This window comes from Rahnella sp. AN3-3W3, assembly GCF_003263545.1.
Lineage (GTDB): Bacteria > Pseudomonadota > Gammaproteobacteria > Enterobacterales > Enterobacteriaceae > Rahnella > Rahnella variigena.
Map to the genome: position 1 here is coordinate 35,907 of NZ_JYDG01000013.1, position 17,585 is coordinate 53,491.

At 50.8% G+C, this 17,585-nt stretch carries 16 protein-coding genes; 4 read left to right on the plus strand and 12 right to left on the minus strand.

From position 1 onward, the window contains the following. Positions 1–4: 4 nt before the first annotated feature. Positions 5–247 carry an exodeoxyribonuclease VII small subunit gene (gene xseB / locus UC15_RS05460; RefSeq protein WP_013576657.1) on the minus strand — a complete coding sequence of 81 codons (243 nt, stop codon included), beginning with the start codon at positions 245–247 and terminating at the stop codon, positions 5–7. A 276-nt stretch (positions 248–523) separates the two neighbouring features. On the opposite strand from xseB, the gene thiI reads away from it, so the two are divergent. Next, positions 524–1,972, plus strand: a complete 1,449-nt coding sequence (gene thiI, locus UC15_RS05465; RefSeq protein WP_112287497.1) for a tRNA uracil 4-sulfurtransferase ThiI — start codon at positions 524–526, stop codon at positions 1,970–1,972. 74 nt (positions 1,973–2,046) lie between these two features. On the opposite strand, the gene yajL is transcribed toward thiI, so the two are convergent. Together yajL and panE are read right to left on the minus strand one after the other, a co-directional pair. After that, positions 2,047–2,655 (minus strand): protein deglycase YajL, encoded by a 609-nt coding sequence (gene yajL, locus UC15_RS05470; protein ID WP_112287498.1) that lies wholly within the window; start codon positions 2,653–2,655, stop codon positions 2,047–2,049. Further along, positions 2,618–3,529 carry a 2-dehydropantoate 2-reductase gene (panE, locus tag UC15_RS05475; RefSeq protein ID WP_112287499.1) on the minus strand — a complete coding sequence of 304 codons (912 nt, stop codon included), beginning with the start codon at positions 3,527–3,529 and terminating at the stop codon, positions 2,618–2,620. Before panE ends, yajL begins: the two co-directional genes overlap by 38 nt. Before the next feature lie 240 nt (positions 3,530–3,769). On the opposite strand from panE, the gene UC15_RS05480 reads away from it, so the two are divergent. Then, complete coding sequence (locus UC15_RS05480; protein ID WP_112287500.1) at positions 3,770–4,261, plus strand: YajQ family cyclic di-GMP-binding protein; 492 nt, start codon at positions 3,770–3,772, stop codon at positions 4,259–4,261. A 116-nt stretch (positions 4,262–4,377) separates the two neighbouring features. Here the strand turns inward: UC15_RS05480 and UC15_RS05485 are convergent, their stop codons facing one another. The 9 genes from UC15_RS05485 to UC15_RS05525 all read right to left on the minus strand — a co-directional run bounded on the left by UC15_RS05485 (position 4,378) and on the right by UC15_RS05525 (position 14,812). Next, positions 4,378–5,676, minus strand: coding sequence for a Gfo/Idh/MocA family protein (locus UC15_RS05485; RefSeq protein ID WP_112287662.1), 1,299 nt, complete (start codon positions 5,674–5,676; stop codon positions 4,378–4,380). A gap of 170 nt (positions 5,677–5,846) precedes the next feature. Continuing rightward, entirely contained in the window at positions 5,847–7,211 is a 1,365-nt protein-coding gene (locus UC15_RS05490) for an MFS transporter (protein ID WP_112287501.1), read from the minus strand. Between the two features lie 172 nt (positions 7,212–7,383). Next, positions 7,384–8,268 (minus strand): heme o synthase, encoded by an 885-nt coding sequence (cyoE, locus tag UC15_RS05495; protein ID WP_112287502.1) that lies wholly within the window; start codon positions 8,266–8,268, stop codon positions 7,384–7,386. Positions 8,269–8,286: 18 nt separating this feature from the next. Beyond that, positions 8,287–8,619 carry a cytochrome o ubiquinol oxidase subunit IV gene (locus tag UC15_RS05500; RefSeq protein WP_013576648.1) on the minus strand — a complete coding sequence of 111 codons (333 nt, stop codon included), beginning with the start codon at positions 8,617–8,619 and terminating at the stop codon, positions 8,287–8,289. After that, positions 8,619–9,233 (minus strand): cytochrome o ubiquinol oxidase subunit III, encoded by a 615-nt coding sequence (locus tag UC15_RS05505; protein ID WP_013576647.1) that lies wholly within the window; start codon positions 9,231–9,233, stop codon positions 8,619–8,621. Before UC15_RS05505 ends, UC15_RS05500 begins: the two co-directional genes overlap by 1 nt. Continuing rightward, complete coding sequence (cyoB, locus tag UC15_RS05510) at positions 9,223–11,214, minus strand: cytochrome o ubiquinol oxidase subunit I (protein ID WP_112287503.1); 1,992 nt, start codon at positions 11,212–11,214, stop codon at positions 9,223–9,225. The genes UC15_RS05505 and cyoB overlap by 11 nt, the downstream gene beginning before the upstream one ends. Before the next feature lie 3 nt (positions 11,215–11,217). Beyond that, positions 11,218–12,177, minus strand: a complete 960-nt coding sequence (cyoA, locus tag UC15_RS05515; RefSeq protein ID WP_112287504.1) for a cytochrome o ubiquinol oxidase subunit II — start codon at positions 12,175–12,177, stop codon at positions 11,218–11,220. A 432-nt stretch (positions 12,178–12,609) separates the two neighbouring features. After that, positions 12,610–14,088, minus strand: coding sequence for a muropeptide MFS transporter AmpG (gene ampG, locus UC15_RS05520; protein WP_112287505.1), 1,479 nt, complete (start codon positions 14,086–14,088; stop codon positions 12,610–12,612). 145 nt (positions 14,089–14,233) lie between these two features. Next, positions 14,234–14,812, minus strand: coding sequence for a lipoprotein (locus UC15_RS05525; RefSeq protein ID WP_112287506.1), 579 nt, complete (start codon positions 14,810–14,812; stop codon positions 14,234–14,236). Positions 14,813–15,154: 342 nt separating this feature from the next. On the opposite strand from UC15_RS05525, the gene bolA reads away from it, so the two are divergent. Together bolA and tig are read left to right on the plus strand one after the other, a co-directional pair. Beyond that, the gene (bolA, locus tag UC15_RS05530; protein WP_013576642.1) at positions 15,155–15,469 is read left to right on the plus strand and encodes a transcriptional regulator BolA; all 315 of its coding nucleotides are present in this window, start codon (positions 15,155–15,157) and stop codon (positions 15,467–15,469) included. A gap of 446 nt (positions 15,470–15,915) precedes the next feature. Beyond that, positions 15,916–17,220, plus strand: a complete 1,305-nt coding sequence (tig, locus tag UC15_RS05540; protein ID WP_112287507.1) for a trigger factor — start codon at positions 15,916–15,918, stop codon at positions 17,218–17,220. The last annotated feature ends 365 nt before the right edge of the window (positions 17,221–17,585 follow it).

Consider the following 17,585-nt stretch of genomic DNA (forward strand, 5'->3'; position numbering starts at 1 on the left):
CCAGTTACTCGGCTTCTGGGGTGAACGGGGTCAGCGGAGCATCGTTGTCGCTGTCGAGCAGGATCTGAACACGTTGTTCTGCCTGTTGCAGCTTTTGCTGTCCCTGACGCGCCAGCTGGACGCCTTGCTCAAATTCGTTAAGTGCGTCTTCCAGAGGCAGCTCGCCTGATTCGAGGCGGGAAACGATCTGTTCAAGTTCGGCCAGAGCCGTTTCAAAATTGGCAGGTGGTGCAGATTTTTTTGGCATAATTCTCTTTTAATATCGTTGATCAGACTGGATGATCGAAGTACTGAGGCGGCAGAGTCAGCGCTCGGCCTCAAGAGACATTCCTGTTCAGCATGACATCTGCTGCAGGGTTTTGTGCACAGAGTACCCATTTTAAGTGATATACTCTGCGCCGCAGATATTATTGCTAAGCCCAATGTGACACATATCGACCATTTGGCTTAGCAATAATAGGATCCTAGATCCTTATTCAGCGACTTACTACCCCGTTTTTTCACCCGCTAACAAAAGACTGCCATGAAGTTTATCATTAAATTGTTCCCTGAAATCACCATCAAGAGCCAATCTGTGCGTTTGCGCTTCATTAAGATCCTCTCAAGCAGCATTCGCAATATCGTGCGACCGCATGATGAGACGCTGGCGGTGGTTCGCCACTGGGATCATATCGAAGTTCGCAGCAAAGACGAAAGCAAACACGACCTGATCCAGGAATTGCTCTGCCGCATTCCGGGCATCCGTTATGTTGAAGAAGTCGAAGACCGTCCTTATACCGACGTTCACAACATCTTCGAGCAAACGCTGGAAGCTTATCGTTCTGAAGTAGAAGGCAAAACCTTCTGCGTGCGCGTTAAACGTCGTGGTAAACATGACTTCACGTCGACCGAAGTAGAACGTTATGTCGGCGGCGGTCTGAATCAGCACATCGAATCGGCGAAAGTCAGCCTGAAAGATCCGCAGGTGACGGTGAAACTGGAAATCAACGACGATCAGCTGGTGCTGGTGAAAAGTCGCCTCGAAGGTCAGGGCGGTTACCCGATTGGCACGCAGGAAGATGTGATCTCGCTGATTTCCGGCGGTTTCGATTCCGGCGTATCCAGTTATATGCTGATGCGTCGCGGTTGTCGTGTGCATTACTGCTTCTTTAATCTCGGCGGTGCAGCGCACGAAATCGGCGTGAAGCAGGTGGCGCATTATCTGTGGAACCGTTTCGGCAGCTCACACCGCGTCCGCTTTATCTCCGTCGATTTCGAACCGGTAGTGGGTGAAATCCTCGAAAAAGTCGAAGACGGCCAGATGGGCGTCGTCCTGAAACGCATGATGGTACGCGCCGCTTCTTCCATTGCTGAGCGCTATGGCGTGCAGGCGCTGGTGACCGGCGAAGCGCTGGGCCAGGTATCCAGCCAGACGCTGACTAACCTGCGTCTGATCGACAACGTTTCTGACACACTGATCCTGCGTCCGCTGATTTCTCACGATAAAGAGCACATCATCAAGATTGCCCGTGAAATCGGTACCGAAGATTTTGCGAAAACCATGCCGGAATATTGCGGTGTGATTTCGAAAAGTCCGACGGTGAAAGCCGTGAAAGCCAAAATTGAAGCCGAAGAAGCGATGTTCGATTTCGATGTACTGGATAAAGTGGTCAGTGAAGCGCGAAACGTCGATATTCGCGAAATCGCCGAGCAGGCCGCAGAAGTGGTGCCGGAAGTAGAAACCGTGGCCGAGTTTACTTCAACGGATATCGTGCTGGATGTACGCGCACCGGATGAAGTAGAAGCACAGCCGCTGGCGCTGGAAAACGTTGAAGTGAAGCCATTAGCGTTCTACAAGCTGGCGACGCAGTTTGGCGATCTGGACCAAAGCAAAACCTATCTGCTGTATTGCGATCGTGGTGTGATGAGTCGTTTGCAGGCGCTGTATCTGAAAGAGCAAGGTTTCGATAACGTTAAGGTATATCGTCCTTAACACGCGTTCCTTATATAAAAAAGGGGTTCAGCCATGCTGAACCCCTTTTTTGTTTGTCCAGATCCCAATGCCAGTCAGGATTCCCGTGCGCCTTCATCGGTATAATTATAGATCCCCGGTGCGAGAACCAGCTGAGCGGCAATTTCGGCGGCTTTTGTTTTACCCAGCAGCAGATCGATAATCTTCAGGGCGAATTCCATCGACGTTCCCGGTCCCTGGCTGGTGAGCAGATTCACGCGAGGATCAAAAATTACCCGGCGATCGGACCATTTGTTCGGGTCGATTTTATCTTTTAAGCCCGGAAAACCTGTCATATTGCCGACCGGGAATAAATCATGATATTCCAGTACCAGCGCGGGTGCGGCGCAGATAGCGGCAACAATTTTACCGCTGACGTGCATCTGGCGGACTTTCTCTACCAGCAGCGGACTTTCGCTGAAACAGGTCGCGCCGCCCAGACCGCCGGGCAAAACAATTACATCATGATCTTCATCCGCGACATCCACCAGCGCGACGTCGGCCAGAATACGCACGCCACGCGAGCAGCGGATCTCAAGATTTCCATCACCGGCGACGCTGGCGGTGGTAACGTTAATGCCCGCCCGCACCAGCAAATCAATCGCAGTAACGGCTTCTATTTCTTCGCTACCAGGTGCCAGGCAGACCAGAACTGACGCGCTCATAATCGTTTTCCTTTCTCTTAATCTGCTCAAATAAGCGGGTATTGACCGGCAGGGTCAGACCGAATTTGCGCCCGCGACGCAGAAGATAGCCGGTGATGTAATCAATTTCGGTATGACGCTGGTTGCGGATATCCTGCAACATCGATGAATGGTTGGCGGAGGTCGATTCAATCACCTGATAGACAAAGCTGAGCAATGATTCTCTGTGGATTTCGACGCCTTCAATCGCCATCACCTGCGCAACTTCCTGACAAATTTGCTCAATCTGATCGGCATACGCCACCAGGTCGCCGTTGGTACAATCATACAACGCTGTCAGCGGATTAATCACGCAGTTCACTGCCAGTTTATTCCATAGTGATGGCTTAATGTTGTCATGCCAGGCGACGTCGGGTAAGGCATTATGCAGTGTATCCGCCAGAGAACTCAGCGCCGCACCTCGGGGTGTCACTGGGCCGATGTGCGTCGCACCGGCAGCCACATGGACAATCGCATTGCCTTCACGTCGTGCCGCGTGGGTTGTCGCGCCCTGTAAAATTGCCAGGCGGTTAGCCGGTAATTCATCGACTGTACCCATGCCGTTATGCAGCAATAATATCGCGCAATTGTCATTGAGTATCGGCATCAGCGTGCTGACCGCGCCGGAAACCTGCCACGCTTTCAGCGTGACCAGCAGCAATTCGCTATGCGCCAGATGTTCCGGGTCATTTGTTGGCATATTGCGGTTAAAAGCAATGCCTTCCGGCGAGATGACATTGACGGCACAGAAAGGCTGAGGAATACGGATCCATCCCTGAACATCGTGGCCTTGCTGATAAAGGGTTGAAAGCCAAAGTTGTCCCAGTGCACCGCAACCCAATACTGTTATTTTCATTGTGCCTCCAGGGATGTGGGGCGAATCACGCCCGCTAAATCGGCTGTAGAAAGAATATTCTGCTGTCCGGTTATCTTATTAGTATAGACATTCGTGCTGTAGATCACATTTTCACCTGCACTTTTTGACCATCGGGGCATTTTATGTTCGGTGTTTTGCTGTTGTTTGGCATCGACGGTTGAAGGCGGTATTATGCACGCCATATAACGTGAAATACAAAAACTACAGGGAGAAGCGATTATGCCGTCTTTTGACATTGTTTCCGAAATCGACATGCAGGAAGTGCGCAATGCCGTGGAAAATGCCAGCCGTGAACTGCAAACCCGCTGGGATTTCCGCAACATTCCTGCCAGCTTCGATCTCAACGAGAAAAACGAGAGTATCAAAGTCGCCAGTGAATCTGATTTCCAGGTAAACCAGCTGGTCGATATTCTGCGTGAGAAGCTAGCCAAACGTGGTATCGAAGGTGGCGCGCTGGAAATTCCTGAGCAGATGGATCACAGCGGTAAAACATACAGCGTTGAAGCTAAACTGCATTCTGGCATTGAATCTGCGCTGGCGAAGAAAATCGTCAAGCTGATCAAAGACAGTAAAATCAAAGTGCAGGCGCAGGTGCAGGGTGACGAAGTTCGCGTCACCGGCAAAGCACGTGATGATTTGCAGGCCGTAATGGCGCTGGTTAAGAAAGGTGATCTGGGCCAGCCCTTCCAGTTCAAAAACTTCCGCGACTAATAGCCTTCGTACTTCGCGCTGCAGATGCGTTGGCTGCGCTGGCCGCCTTCCTGCAACACGAATTACGTCGGCTAGCGGTTTTTAAAGGGACGCTGTGCGTCCCTTTTTTATAGCGTTTACTTCCGCTGGCGCAGTCTTTTCACCAGTTCGAAGTCTTTAAAATAGATCGGCTTGTCGTGCTGCATAGAGAGGTTTCCGGCGATCCCGGTCAGGATCGACATCGCACCTGCGCGGTGATCGGCAGCGCGTTTTAACGGATCGTCTTTGCGCTCGCCGAACAGGTCTTCCAGCATGGCATTATCGCCGCCGCCGTGACCGCCTTCTCCCATCTGGAATTCAGCTTTCCAGGGCTCTGCAAATAACGGGAAAACCGTGATTTCTGCTTTCTCGATACTGCCTTCATTTTCGCGTTTGCCACCGGCATTCACGTAAGACATCTCGACGATTTTCATTTCAATGCGGCCCTGGGTGCCGTTGAATACCACATTCAGTCCTTCCCACGGCAGATACGCATTCAACGAGTAAGTCAGCTGGACTTTGTTCTGATATTTCACCAACACCGACAGCGTATCTTCAATGTTGATCCCGTCGCTGAACACGCTCTGGTCGCGGAAATAGTTATCCTCATGCTCGGCATCCAGATACAGCGCTTTGAGCTGGGCGTTGTCTTCCATATGCAGCGCGAACGGATCGTTCTGCGCCTGCGGATAGCCATGCGCACGCGGATAAAACTGAGCAACGCCGCGTTTTTCCGCATTCTCTTTGCCGTAAAACCGCAGGTCGCCCTGAGCATAAACTTTCTCCGGCGTGCTGTTCAGCCAGAAGTTCATTAGATCGAAATGGTGAGTGGATTTGTGTACCAGCAGGCCGCCGGAATTGCGTTTCTCACGGTGCCAGCGGCGAAAATAATCTGCACCGTGTTCGGTATTGAGCAGCCATTCAAAATGCACAGACAGCACTTCACCAATGGTGTCCTGCATCAGCAGTTCGCGCATTTTGCTGTGATGCGGTGCGTAGCGATAGTTAAACGCCACGCGCACCTGATAGCCGGTAGCATCGACGGCATCAAGAATACGCAGTGCGCGCGGCTCATCAATGGTCATCGGCTTCTCAGTTATGACATCGCACCCCGCGTGCAGGGCGCGGACGATGTAATCGTCGTGCGTGCGATCCATGCTGGTGACGATCACGATGTCCGGTTTAGTCTCGTCGAGCATCGCAGAGAAATCAGCGGCTTTCCAGGTCGATACCCGGGCGATGCCGCTTTGCTCAAGCTGGCGGTTCGCATAATCCATTCGCGTCTGGTTTGTATCACAGAAGGCCACAAATTTTGCGTTGTGGCGGTATTTGCCGGTGATCGCTTCAATGTATAAACCTGAGCGTCCGCCGGTGCCAACGAGAGCATATGTTTTCATGAGATCCTCAATAGGCCCGAAAGCCGTCATCACTGACAAAAAATTTTGTTAAGGAATTCTTGAGGATAATGATTACTGAGGTTTTTTAAGTGAGGGGAGTCACGCGGTGGGGATAAAATTGAAACGCTGTGCCAGTTTGCAGGCACAGCGTTTATTAACGTTATAGCGCGTCAGGCAGCGCTGACCAGTTGCTCAAGGGCTTTACGGTTGGTCTGTTTGGTATCGACCTTCACGTAAGCACTGAATTCTTCCGGTACGACAATGGCTTCTGCCACGCCCGGCTGGGCGAGAATGCGTGCCTGCAGGGCGGAATCTTTCACCGCCAGTTCAGACAAGGTAATGCGCAGGCTGCTGACATACGGCGGTTCGGTCATGGTGGAACTGACCACCAACCAGACAACGGCAATCGCTGCACAGACCAGGAATACCGCCCCAGCACCGGCGTATCCGTAAACATAACCGCCTAAACTGCCGCCAATCGCCACGCCGATAAACTGGCTGGTGGAGTAAAGTCCCATTGCGGTGCCTTTGTAGCCTGCCGGTGATTCTTTACTGATAAGCGACGGCAGAATCGCTTCCATGACGTTAAACGCCAGGAAGAACAGCTGGATACCTGCAATGACCGCCCATAAATGCAGACCCGCCGACCACAGCACGATTTCCGCCAGCAGCAGTACCGCGACGCAGCCCATGAATACCTGTTTCATGTGGCGTTTTTTCTCGGCATAGATAATCACCGGAATGACGGCGACGAATGAGGTCAGCATGGTCACCAGATACACACGCCAGTGTTCACTAGGCGGGAATCCGGCGTGTTCCATGACTTGCGGTAACACCACAAAACTCGACATCAGTAAAACGTGCAAACACAGAATGCCGAAGTTGAGTTTGAGCAGTTTGGCGTTGCTCAGCACTTTGCCGAAACTGCCTTTCACCATGCTCGATTCACGATTGAGAATGTGCGTGGCAGGGGAGGGGACCACGGCAACGGTAATAATGATGCCGAGAATAGTCAGTACCGCGATCGCCCAGAACAGGGCGTGTAAACCCCAGGCGTGGGTGATGATCGGGCCGAGTACCATCGCAATCGCAAAGGTAATGCCGAAGCTGATGCCGATGAATGCCATCGCTTTGGTGCGGTTTTGCTCGCGGGTCAGGTCAGAAAGCAGGGCCATCACGGCGGCGGCAATCGCGCCGGAGCCTTGCAGGGCACGACCAATGATCACGCCCCAGATAGATTCGGTTGAAGCAGCCACAATGCTGCCGATACAGAAGATGACCAGACCAAAGACGATCAGGGGTTTGCGGCCAACGCGATCAGAAAGCAGTCCAAATGGGATCTGGAAAACGGCCTGTGCCAGTCCGTAAATACCGATAGCGATGCCGATAAGCGTTTCGCTGGCGCCGGAAAGTTTCATGCCATAGGTGGTCAGCACCGGCAGGACCATGAACATGCCGAGCATGCGTAAAGAAAATACTGTCCCTAGTCCCCATGTAGCCCGACTTTCCTGCGGGGTCATCTGGTTATCGTTCACATTACTACCTCAAAATAACAATCCGACATTTTAATGATTAAGCCGGCCTTGGTAAAACGATGGATCTTTAGCAGATATTACGGGAGTGGTCTGACTGAAAGAGCAAAAGAAAAGGCCAGTATTGCTACTGGCCTTTCGCTATGATTTCAGAGCGTTACACTGAAATTGAATGTTACCAAACGTAGGTCAGCAACGATGTCGGTGCAGAATTAAAATCCACGGACATCATGAAGCTCAGCGACATGATAGTGATGATGGAGAAACCAAACAGTTTTCTTGCCCACACCACGTCGTTTTCCGTTTTGTAACCTTTCAGTGCCATGCCCAGCCACCAGATACTGACAGCGGCGGCCACAACCAGGTATTTATAACCTGCGTACCCGCTCAGGGTCAGCATCAGCGTCGCAATCATAAACGCCAGAATGTAGACGATAATATGATGCTTGGCGACGGAGATGCCTTTCACCACTGGCAGAACCGGGATGCCTGCTGCCTGATAATCTTTAAAGCGGAATATGGCAATCGCGTACGAATGCGGCATCTGCCACAGGCTGAAGATCAGAAGCAGGATCAGGGCACCGGTATCGAACTGGCCTGAAACGGCGCAGTAACCGATAACCGGTGGCGCTGCGCCAGACAAGCTGCCGATCAACGTGCCGTATACCGAGTTGCGCTTCATGTACAGGCTGTAAACGCCGACATAAACCACAAAGCCCATCACTGCCAGCCACATCGCCAGCGGATTTGCTCCGATATACAACAACGCAAAGCCCGCAATACCCAGAATGGTCGCGTAAACCAGGCTTGTTTTCGGCGGAATAAGCCCTTTCACCAGGACCCGGTTCTTCGTTCTTTCCATGATCCGGTCGATGTCTCGGTCGATAAAGTTGTTAAATACACAACCCGATGCGACAACCAGCGAAACACCCACCAGCGTGGCGAGAAAGAGTGGGAAGTCGATGCTGCCTTTGGCAGCAAGGAGGAATCCCCCGATGACAGAAATTAAGTTGCCGAAAATAATTCCTGGTTTCGTTACTTGCAGGTATTGCTTAATCATCACGTGCAGCTCGGCTCTTTAACTGACCATCATATTGAGGTTGAGGTTATACATAATCCACAATGAGCCCACAACGACGATAAAGATAATCACAGCGGTGAACAGAAGTGCCACCAGGTTCCAGCGCTCTTCCGACGACGTATTCATGTGCAGGAAGAACACCAGATGGACAACGATCTGGATGATTGCGGACGCAACCACGGTACCCAGGATCAGTGAATGTGATGCCGTGTCGGTCATGACCATGGCAAACGGGATCACCGTCAGGATAACCGACAAGATGAAGCCAATAGCGTATGACTTCAGGCTGCCGTGGCTTGCGCCACCATGGGAAGTAGCAGAATGACTCATTACATCGCTCCCATCAGATAAACAACGGTAAACACGCAGATCCACACCACGTCCAGGAAGTGCCAGAACAGGCTCAGACACATCAGACGGGTTTTGTTGACTTCAGTCAGACCGCGACGCGAAACCTGAACCATCATAGTCAGGATCCAAATCAGACCACAGGTCACGTGCAGACCGTGGGTGGCGACCAGCGCAAAGAAGCCAGACAGGAAACCACTGCGTTGCGGGCCATAGCCTTCAGCAATCAGATGATGGAATTCATAGAGTTCCATCCCGATGAAGCCTAAACCGAACAGGAATGTCAGGAACAACCAGCCGTTAACAGCCGCTTTGTTGCCTTTGTTCATGCCCAGCATCGCAAAGCCGTAAGTGATACTACTGAACAGCAGGCAGAAGGTTTCTACCAGCACGAACGGCAGTTCAAAAATGTCTTTACCAGAGGGACCGCCAGCGGTCCCGTTTACCAGTACTGCATACGTTGCGAACAGGCTCGCAAACAAGATGCAGTCACTCATCAGGTAGATCCAGAAGCCGAAGACTTTGGTTGCACCTGCGTCGTGGTGCCCATGCTCAGCATGGGCCTCATCGTGGTGAGTCAGAGTATCAGTTGCCATGTTTCACACCTGCTTTACGGATTTGTTCATAATGTTGGTTTTCAATACGTTCCACTTCTTCAACTGGCACGTAGTAATCAACATCTTCGTCGAAGCTTTTCGCAATCCAGGTCACAACCAGCGCAATGAAGCTCACTGCTGCCAGCCACCAGATATCCCAGATTAAAGCGAAACCACAAACCAGACTCAGCATAGCGATGATGAAACCGGCGCCGCTGTTACGTGGCATATGAATCGGTTCATATTTAGCAGGCTGCTTGTAAGCGGTACCTTTCTCTTTCATGTCCCAGAACTCATCGCGGTCGTGAATTTGCGGCACGATAGCGAAGTTGTAGAACGGAGGAGGAGAAGAGGTTGCCCACTCCAGAGTACGTGCGCCCCATGGGTCACCGGTCAGATCACGGTTCTGGTCGCGGTCGCGAACGGAAACGAAGATCATGATCAGCTGGCAGAGGATACCGCAGGCAATCAGTGCAGCACCGCATGCCGCAACAACCAGCAACGGGTGGAACTCAGGATCGATGTTCTGGCTGACACGACGGGTCATACCCATGAAGCCCAGTACGTACAGTGGCATGAACGCAACGAAGAAACCGATGATCCAGAACCAGAATGAACGCACACCCCATTTTTCGTTCAGCGTGAAACCGAAGGATTTAGGGAACCAGTAAGTCAGACCTGCGAAGCAACCGAAGACCACACCACCGATGATTACGTTATGGAAGTGGGCAATCAGGAACAGGCTGTTGTGCAGCACGAAGTCAGCACCAGGAACCGCCAGCAGAACGCCGGTCATACCACCCACAGAGAAGGTGATGATGAAGCCAACAGTCCACAGCATCGCTGCATTCAGCGTGATACGGCCCTGATACATGGTGAACAGCCAGTTGAAGATTTTTACCCCGGTCGGGATAGAAATGATCATCGTCATGATGCCGAAGAAGGCATTGACGTTTGCGCCTGAACCCATGGTGAAGAAGTGGTGCAGCCAAACGATGAACGACAACACGGTGATGGCGATGGTTGCCCATACCAGCGAGGTGTAACCAAACAGACGTTTTTTGGAGAAAGTTGCGGTAACTTCTGAGAACACACCAAATACTGGCAGAACCAAAATGTACACTTCCGGATGGCCCCAGGCCCAAATCAGGTTGATGTACATCATCATGTTGCCGCCCATATCATTCGTGAAGAAATGGGTGCCCAGATAACGGTCTAATGTCAGCAGTGCAACAGTCACGGTCAGGATCGGGAAGGACACGATAATCAACACGTTGGTGCACAGTGCGGCCCAGGTAAATACCGGCATTTTCATCAGCGGCATACCAGGAGCGCGCATCTTCAGGATGGTCGCAAAGAAGTTAACACCGGTCAGCAAGGTACCGACACCGGATATCTGGAGACTCCAGATCCAGTAATCTACCCCGACCCCCGGACTGTATTCCTTACCTGACAGTGGCGGATAGGCCAACCAGCCGGTCTGTGCGAATTCACCCACACCCAGAGAGATGTTGATCAACACAACAGCAGCGGCGGTAAACCAGAAGCTCACGTTGTTCAGGAACGGGAACGCAACGTCGCGCGCACCGATTTGCAAAGGAACAACCACGTTCATCAGACCGATTACGAAAGGCATCGCCATGAAGAAGATCATGATTACGCCGTGCGCGGTGAAGATTTGGTCGTAGTGATGAGGCGGCAGGAAGCCCGGTTCACCTGCAGAAGCAAGAACCTGCTGGCTACGCATCATGATGGCATCGGCAAAGCCACGCAGAAGCATGACGAAGGCCAGAATGATATACATGATACCTAATTTTTTGTGGTCGACAGACGTCAGCCACTCGGTCCACAGATACTTCCACTTACCGAAATAAGTGATGCCGGCAAGGACTGCCAGACCACCAATGATAATCGCGGCAACTGTGACCATGATAATCGGTTCATGATACGGAACCGAATCAAGCGTTAATTTTCCGAACATCGTTTATTCCTCGGCTCCGGCTGCGTGAGACTGTCCACCCATATCCATGCCTTTCATGTCGCTGCCTGCTGGCATTGGCATGGTGTGACCTTCTGGCGCTGCCTTCATGTCATGCATGGAGTATTTGCCAATGATTTCTTTGAACAAACCAGGTTTTGCAACAGAGAAGTATTCGACTGGGTTGTCGATACTCTGTGCAGCCAGTTTGTTGAAGTCATCAGTGGTTGCCAGTTGGTTCGGTGCGCTTTTCACTTTCGCTACCCAAGTGTCGAAATCGGCACGGGTTGGAGTCGCAATCGTGTTGAACTTCATGCCAGAGAAACCGCGGCCGCTGAAGCTTGCTGAGATGCCCTTGTAGGTACCGGCTTCATTTGCAATCAAATGCAACTGAGTCTGCATACCGGCCATCGCATAAATCTGCCCGCCTAACTGAGGAATAAAGAACGAGTTCATCACAGAGTCAGAAGTGACTTTGAACTGAACCGGCACATCTTTAGGAATGACGAGTTCGTTAACGGTAGCGATGCCCTGTTCCGGATAAATGAACAACCATTTCCAGTCCAGAGAAACGACTTCAACCGTCATCGGTTTTTCGTCAGTCACGATAGGCTTGAACGGATCAAGCGAGTGGGTGGTTTTCCAGGTTATCGTTGCCAGGATGGCAATGATAATAATTGGAACTGTCCAGACGACGGCTTCAATCTTGTTGGAGTGGGACCAATCAGGACTGTATTTTGCTTTTGTGTTGGAAGCACGATACTTCCACGCAAAGGCAAACGCCATGATAATAACTGGTATAACAACGATCAGCATTAAACCGATAGCGGTTAAAATCAGCGTTCTCTGCTCGAGTCCAATTGCTCCCTTGGGATCCATCAATGCCGTATTGCAACCGCTCAACAATAACGCGGAAGCAAATAAGGACAACATCCCAATACTTTTATTGTATTTCTTAAGTCTCATCTAACGACCTCAATAACTAGGGCTCTATTGTCGCTTCAGGTGTGCGGGCATTTTACGGGAAGGTTGCAGGACTGTAAACACGCTTAAACAAGTGTCAAGCCGCTGTTGACACTTTATGTTAACGCAGTCACACATGTCACGGATCGTGACAATTTACAGTGGGCAACAATATGTTGCGTATAGATTTTTTTCTATAGTGATGAAAAACAAGGGGTGACAGATTTTCTCAATATTATTGCCGGCCGATATCCGATCGATAGGTTTAATTAATGTTAAATTAATGTTTAAAGCGAGTGAAATAAAATCAACAAAAAGCGGCGGAGAAAAATTATCCCCGCGAATATTATTTTTTCTGAATTTAAATTGTTGAGTGATATTTATTGATCAGTTGTTAAATGAATGCGCCACTCATTTCAAATGAATGGCGGCAAATCATGAACGTGCGGTACGGCGCAGAGATAAAAAGTCGAGCAGACTGCCTAAAATAACACCAGTCAGACATATAAATGCGCCGGTTTTCAGCAAAACTGTCGCCAGAGCTTGCCAGGAAGCCCAGCCCATACTGTCGGCAATCAGTGTGACCAGCCACAGGATCAGCAGCACGCTTCCCGTCAGCAGAAAACGCAGCGCCCACCTGTAGGATTTTGCAAAGTGAACGCGTGGCAGGAAGCTGTCGGTGCTTTGAGTGTATTCCAGCGTTTGTCTGCAAACCGCCAGCAGCAGTAAGCCGGGGACCGCCGCCACAATCGAGAAAAGATAAAACCACGGCCAGCCATAGGCTTCCACAAACCAGCCTGCAATCGGCCCGACATATACACGGCCCACGGCTGATAGCGCAGAAAGCAACGCAAACTGCGTGGCAGAAAACGAGCGGTTACACAACGTCATCAGCAATGCGACAAAGGCCGCCGTCCCCATCCCCCCGCAAAGATTTTCGAAGAAAATCGCCGTGCCCATGGTGATCAAATCTTTATCTGTAACGGCAAGGATCCAGTAACCCGCATTGGATACAGCCTGCAAAATCCCGAACAGCATCAGCGCGCGGAACAGGCTCAGACGCTGCATAAGCATCCCGCCCAGCAGGGCGCCAAAAATCGTGGCCGCCAGACCGAGCGTTTTATTTACCAGTCCGACTTCTCCGGCATCAAATCCGACGCCGCGGATCAAAAATGTGGTGCTCAGGCTGCCTGCAAACGCATCGCCCATTTTGTACATCACGATGAGCAGTAAAATCAGCCAGGCATTGTTACGGCCAAAGAAGTCTTTCAGCGGCGCGACGACCGCCATTTCGAGGGTACGCGGTGCCGGTTGCGAGTTTTCAGGTTCCGGCGACAGCAGGGTGGCGATAACGCCAGTCAGCATCAGACCTGACATCAGCCAGTACATGTGCTGCCAGCCGAGATAACGGTCTGCCAGCCACAAGGCCAGCCCGCCGGATACCAGCATCGCCAGCCGGTAGCCCAGCACGGAAACCGCCGCGCCGCTCCCGCGCTCTTCCGGCGGCAATAAATCAGTTTTGTAGGCGTCGAAAACGATGTCCTGCGACGCGGAAGCGAAGGCTATCAGCACTGCCAGCGACGCCAGCCAGAATAAATCTTTGGAGGGATCCATAAATCCCATCGCGAAAATCGCCACCACCAGCAGGAGTTGCGTCAGTATCAGCCAGCCACGTCTGCGCCCGAGGAAAGAGGGCGTATAGCGGTCCATCATCGGTGACCACAGGAATTTAAAAACGTAAGCCTGACCGACCAGCGAGAAAATCCCGATGGTTTTCAGATCGACGTTTTCCACTGTCATCCACGCCTGCAATGTGCCGGATGTCAGCGCCAGCGGTAAGCCGGAAGCAAAGCCCAGAAGCAGTAAAATGACGGTATTACGCTGCGTGAAAATCTTGAAATACTGACCTTTCATTAAAATAGTGTTCCTGCGTACCGGTGAGAGAGTGGTGCATACGCATAATAAAGGAAGGGATGCCTATCGGGAAAGACAATCACTTGCCTCAGAAAGCATTCTGCCCGGCAAGCCGGGCAGAAGTGTTCACTCTTACAGCAGAAACTTATCGCGCGTTAGCTTTGATGAAGTCGCTGATGCTGGTATCTGAGGCCATGTCGCTGATGACATCACCCAGAGTGGTATTAACCGCATTGGTGATTTTCGCGTTAGTCGCAGACAGTGCGCCCTGAACGTTGTACGTCGAGCGGTAGTTTTTCACCTGTTTGCTGCCATTTTTAGCCGTTGCAATGATAGAGATATCGGCTTTAGTGGTGATGTTATAACGCAGGTTACCTTCCTGAACATCTGCATACAGATTGTTCACGACGATTTGCAGATCCACAGCGCCGTCAGCACCGACCATGTAACCACGGGCGGTCATTTGTTTCTCCAGCGATTCCTGCAACAGGAAACGCAGGTCACGGGAAGGCGTAAGTGAAATCAGCTGGCCGTCACGGTTAACTTTTGCCAGTGCCTGATCCTGACGCTGGTCAGCACCGTTGATGCTGATGGTGATGCCCTGAAGGGAAGGATCCTGTGAAGGCAATACAATTTTCGGAGAAACGTCCAGCGTGTTAGTGCTGGTGGCACAGCCTGCCAGCATCAACATCGCCAGAACCGGGAAAATAATTTTCTTTAGCATGTGTATTTTCTCAATATTAATAAGGGAATAGTGCTCAAAATTTTGCCGACATCATAACATTGCCATTTTCCGGGGGAAGTCCCAAAAATCCGGAAAACGTCTTTTTTGCGCTTTTTTTCAGCAAAGAAGTCGTTAACTGGCGGATGGCATTCATCATCCGTGGCGGAACAGCACTTTCTTTGACAGAATCAGCTTTGACAGGCTGAGCGGCGTTTTTATCAATCTGCAGCAGAAATTTATTGTTCTGGCCTGCATAGAGTCCGGAAAACAGCCTATCATTATAGAGAGATAGAAGTACCAGACAGACGCAGTTCTCAGCTGATGCGGTGTAAGGAGATTGCTATGATTCGTGAGCAAATAGAAGCAAAATTAGTTGAAGCATTCGAACCTGCGTTTCTGGAAGTGACTGACGAAAGCTATCGTCATAATGTCCCGGCAGGCTCCGAGAGCCATTTTAAAGTCGTCATGGTGTCCGATAAGTTTATCGGCGAGCGTTTCCTGGCGCGTCATCGTGCAATTTATGGAAGATTAACCGAAGAGCTGGCGGGCAGCGTTCATGCACTGGCACTGCATACTTACACCCTGAAAGAATGGGAAGGTTTGCAGGACACGGTTCCGGCCTCTCCGCCTTGTCGCGGCGCGGGCACAATGGCGTAATCGTCACGATTTGATTCAAAAAAGGCATAAATATCGGCATTTGAGACGGTAAAACTGGAACTTTCCTTGTCAGATGCGGTATTAGTAGATGCGAATTTCAAGAAACGGCCGGCGGGCCGTTTTTGTTTTTCTTCTGACGGACAGACGGCAAGGCGAAATGCCTTTGCAATGACCGCTTTTTTCGATGGATCGATTCCCGTGTGAGTTTCCTCCCGCGTAACAGATACCGTCCTCGACTCAATGCGTCTGCGTCGCTATAATGTCGCGTCTAATTTTTCCGGAATGGTTTCGGACGCTCTCGAATACAGGGCTACGTTCTGATACAGAACTGTCCCGGTTCTTAGAAGTCGTTTTCAAGGTAAGTTCGCGCACTCGATGCTGCTTCTCATCTTGAGAACGACTTCTGGAGTTGACCGAGCACTGTGATTTTTTTTTGAGGTAACAAGATGCAAGTTTCTGTTGAAACCACTCAAGGCCTTGGGCGCCGCGTAACGATTACTGTTCCTGCTGAAAGCATTGAAAAAGCAGTGAGCAGTGAACTGATCAACGTCTCTAAAAAAGTACGTATTGACGGCTTCCGTAAAGGCAAAGTACCAAGCCACATCATCGAACAGCGTTACGGCGCGTCAGTACGTCAGGACGTGCTGGGTGATCTGATGCAACGCAATTTCGTTGATGCGATCATCAAAGAAAAAATCAATCCGGCTGGCGCACCTAACTATATCCCGGGTGAGTACAAGCAAGGTGAAGACTTCAATTTCTCCGTAGAATTCGAAGTGTACCCGGAAGTTGAGCTGAAAGATCTGGAAAACATCGAAGTTGAAAAACCTGTTGTTGAAGTTAACGACGCTGATGTTGATACCATGCTGGAAACTCTGCGTAAGCAACAAGCTGACTGGAAAGAAACTGACGCTGCAGCCACTGCTGAAGACCGCGTAACCGTTGATTTCTCCGGTTCTATCGACGGTGAAGATTTCGAAGGCGGCAAAGCCTCTGATTTCGTACTGGCTATGGGCCAGGGCCGCATGATCCCAGGCTTCGAAGAAGGTCTGGTCGGTCACAAAGCGGGTGAAGAATTCACAATCGACGTGAACTTCCCGGAAGACTACCACGCTGAAAACCTGAAAGGTAAAGCAGCTAAGTTCGCGATCACTCTGAAGAAAGTTGAAGAGCGTGAACTGCCAGAACTGACGCCAGAATTCATCAAACGTTTCGGCGTGGCTGATGGTTCTGTTGAAGGTCTGCGCGCTGAAGTGCGTAAAAACATGGAACGCGAGCTGAAAGGTGCTGTTCGTAACCGCATCAAAACTCAGGCAATCGACGGTCTGGTCAGCGCTAACGAAATCGACGTGCCAGCTGCACTGATCGACGGCGAAGTAGATGTTCTGCGTCGTCAGGCTGCACAACGTTTCGGCGGCAACGAAAAACAAGCGCTGGAACTGCCACGTGAGTTGTTCGAAGAGCAAGCTAAACGTCGCGTCGTTGTTGGTCTGCTGCTGGGCGAAGTGATCAGCCAGCACGAACTGAAAGCTGACGAAGATCGCGTTAAAGCGCTGATCGAAGAAATGGCTTCTGCGTACGAAGATCCACAAGAAGTTGTTGAGTTCTACAGCAAAAACAAAGAGCTGATGAACAACATGCGTAACGTCGCTCTGGAAGAACAAGCGGTCGAAACTCTATTGTCTAAAGCGAAAGTGACTGAAAAAGCCACTACCTTTACTGAGCTGATGAACCAGACTCAACCTGCATAAGTTAATTGCACGTTGCTGAACCTGTTTACAGGTTCGCTTCTCAGGCCCGCAGTTTTTACTGCGGGCTTTTTATTTGCTGAAAATCAGGTATTTTTTGTTTTTGACTGTTGTTTTTGCACTATATTTATCACTATAAGGCACAGCCCACGTAGAAACCTCACACTGGCCTCATCCACAATGGCTTTCATCGGTTCAGGACCGCGTGAGAAAAAGAAATATTCCTGCAGGCTTGAAAAAAGGGGCTAAATCCCCCAATTGATAAGAACGAACCCAGGTAAATTTGTAGTTAAAATCTGACTGATAACGACCGTCAGGCGTGTAAATGGCGACTTGGCCGCTTGAGCATAGTCATGTGTGCCTATCTC

Bases quoted from the DNA above. Each gene is read 5' to 3' on its own strand.
- xseB (WP_013576657.1), bottom strand. From the start codon at position 247: ATGCCAAAAAAATCTGCACCACCTGCCAATTTTGAAACGGCTCTGGCC.
- yajL (WP_112287498.1), bottom strand. From the start codon at position 2,655: ATGAGCGCGTCAGTTCTGGTCTGCCTGGCACCTGGTAGCGAAGAAATA.
- panE (WP_112287499.1), bottom strand. From the start codon at position 3,529: ATGAAAATAACAGTATTGGGTTGCGGTGCACTGGGACAACTTTGGCTT.
- UC15_RS05480 (WP_112287500.1), top strand. From the start codon at position 3,770: ATGCCGTCTTTTGACATTGTTTCCGAAATCGACATGCAGGAAGTGCGC.
- UC15_RS05505 (WP_013576647.1), bottom strand. From the start codon at position 9,233: ATGGCAACTGATACTCTGACTCACCACGATGAGGCCCATGCTGAGCAT.
- UC15_RS05500 (WP_013576648.1), bottom strand. From the start codon at position 8,619: ATGAGTCATTCTGCTACTTCCCATGGTGGCGCAAGCCACGGCAGCCTG.
- UC15_RS05525 (WP_112287506.1), bottom strand. From the start codon at position 14,812: ATGCTAAAGAAAATTATTTTCCCGGTTCTGGCGATGTTGATGCTGGCA.
- cyoA (WP_112287504.1), bottom strand. From the start codon at position 12,177: ATGAGACTTAAGAAATACAATAAAAGTATTGGGATGTTGTCCTTATTT.
- cyoB (WP_112287503.1), bottom strand. From the start codon at position 11,214: ATGTTCGGAAAATTAACGCTTGATTCGGTTCCGTATCATGAACCGATT.
- cyoE (WP_112287502.1), bottom strand. From the start codon at position 8,268: ATGATTAAGCAATACCTGCAAGTAACGAAACCAGGAATTATTTTCGGC.
- UC15_RS05485 (WP_112287662.1), bottom strand. From the start codon at position 5,676: ATGAAAACATATGCTCTCGTTGGCACCGGCGGACGCTCAGGTTTATAC.
- bolA (WP_013576642.1), top strand. From the start codon at position 15,155: ATGATTCGTGAGCAAATAGAAGCAAAATTAGTTGAAGCATTCGAACCT.
- tig (WP_112287507.1), top strand. From the start codon at position 15,916: ATGCAAGTTTCTGTTGAAACCACTCAAGGCCTTGGGCGCCGCGTAACG.
- ampG (WP_112287505.1), bottom strand. From the start codon at position 14,088: ATGAAAGGTCAGTATTTCAAGATTTTCACGCAGCGTAATACCGTCATT.
- thiI (WP_112287497.1), top strand. From the start codon at position 524: ATGAAGTTTATCATTAAATTGTTCCCTGAAATCACCATCAAGAGCCAA.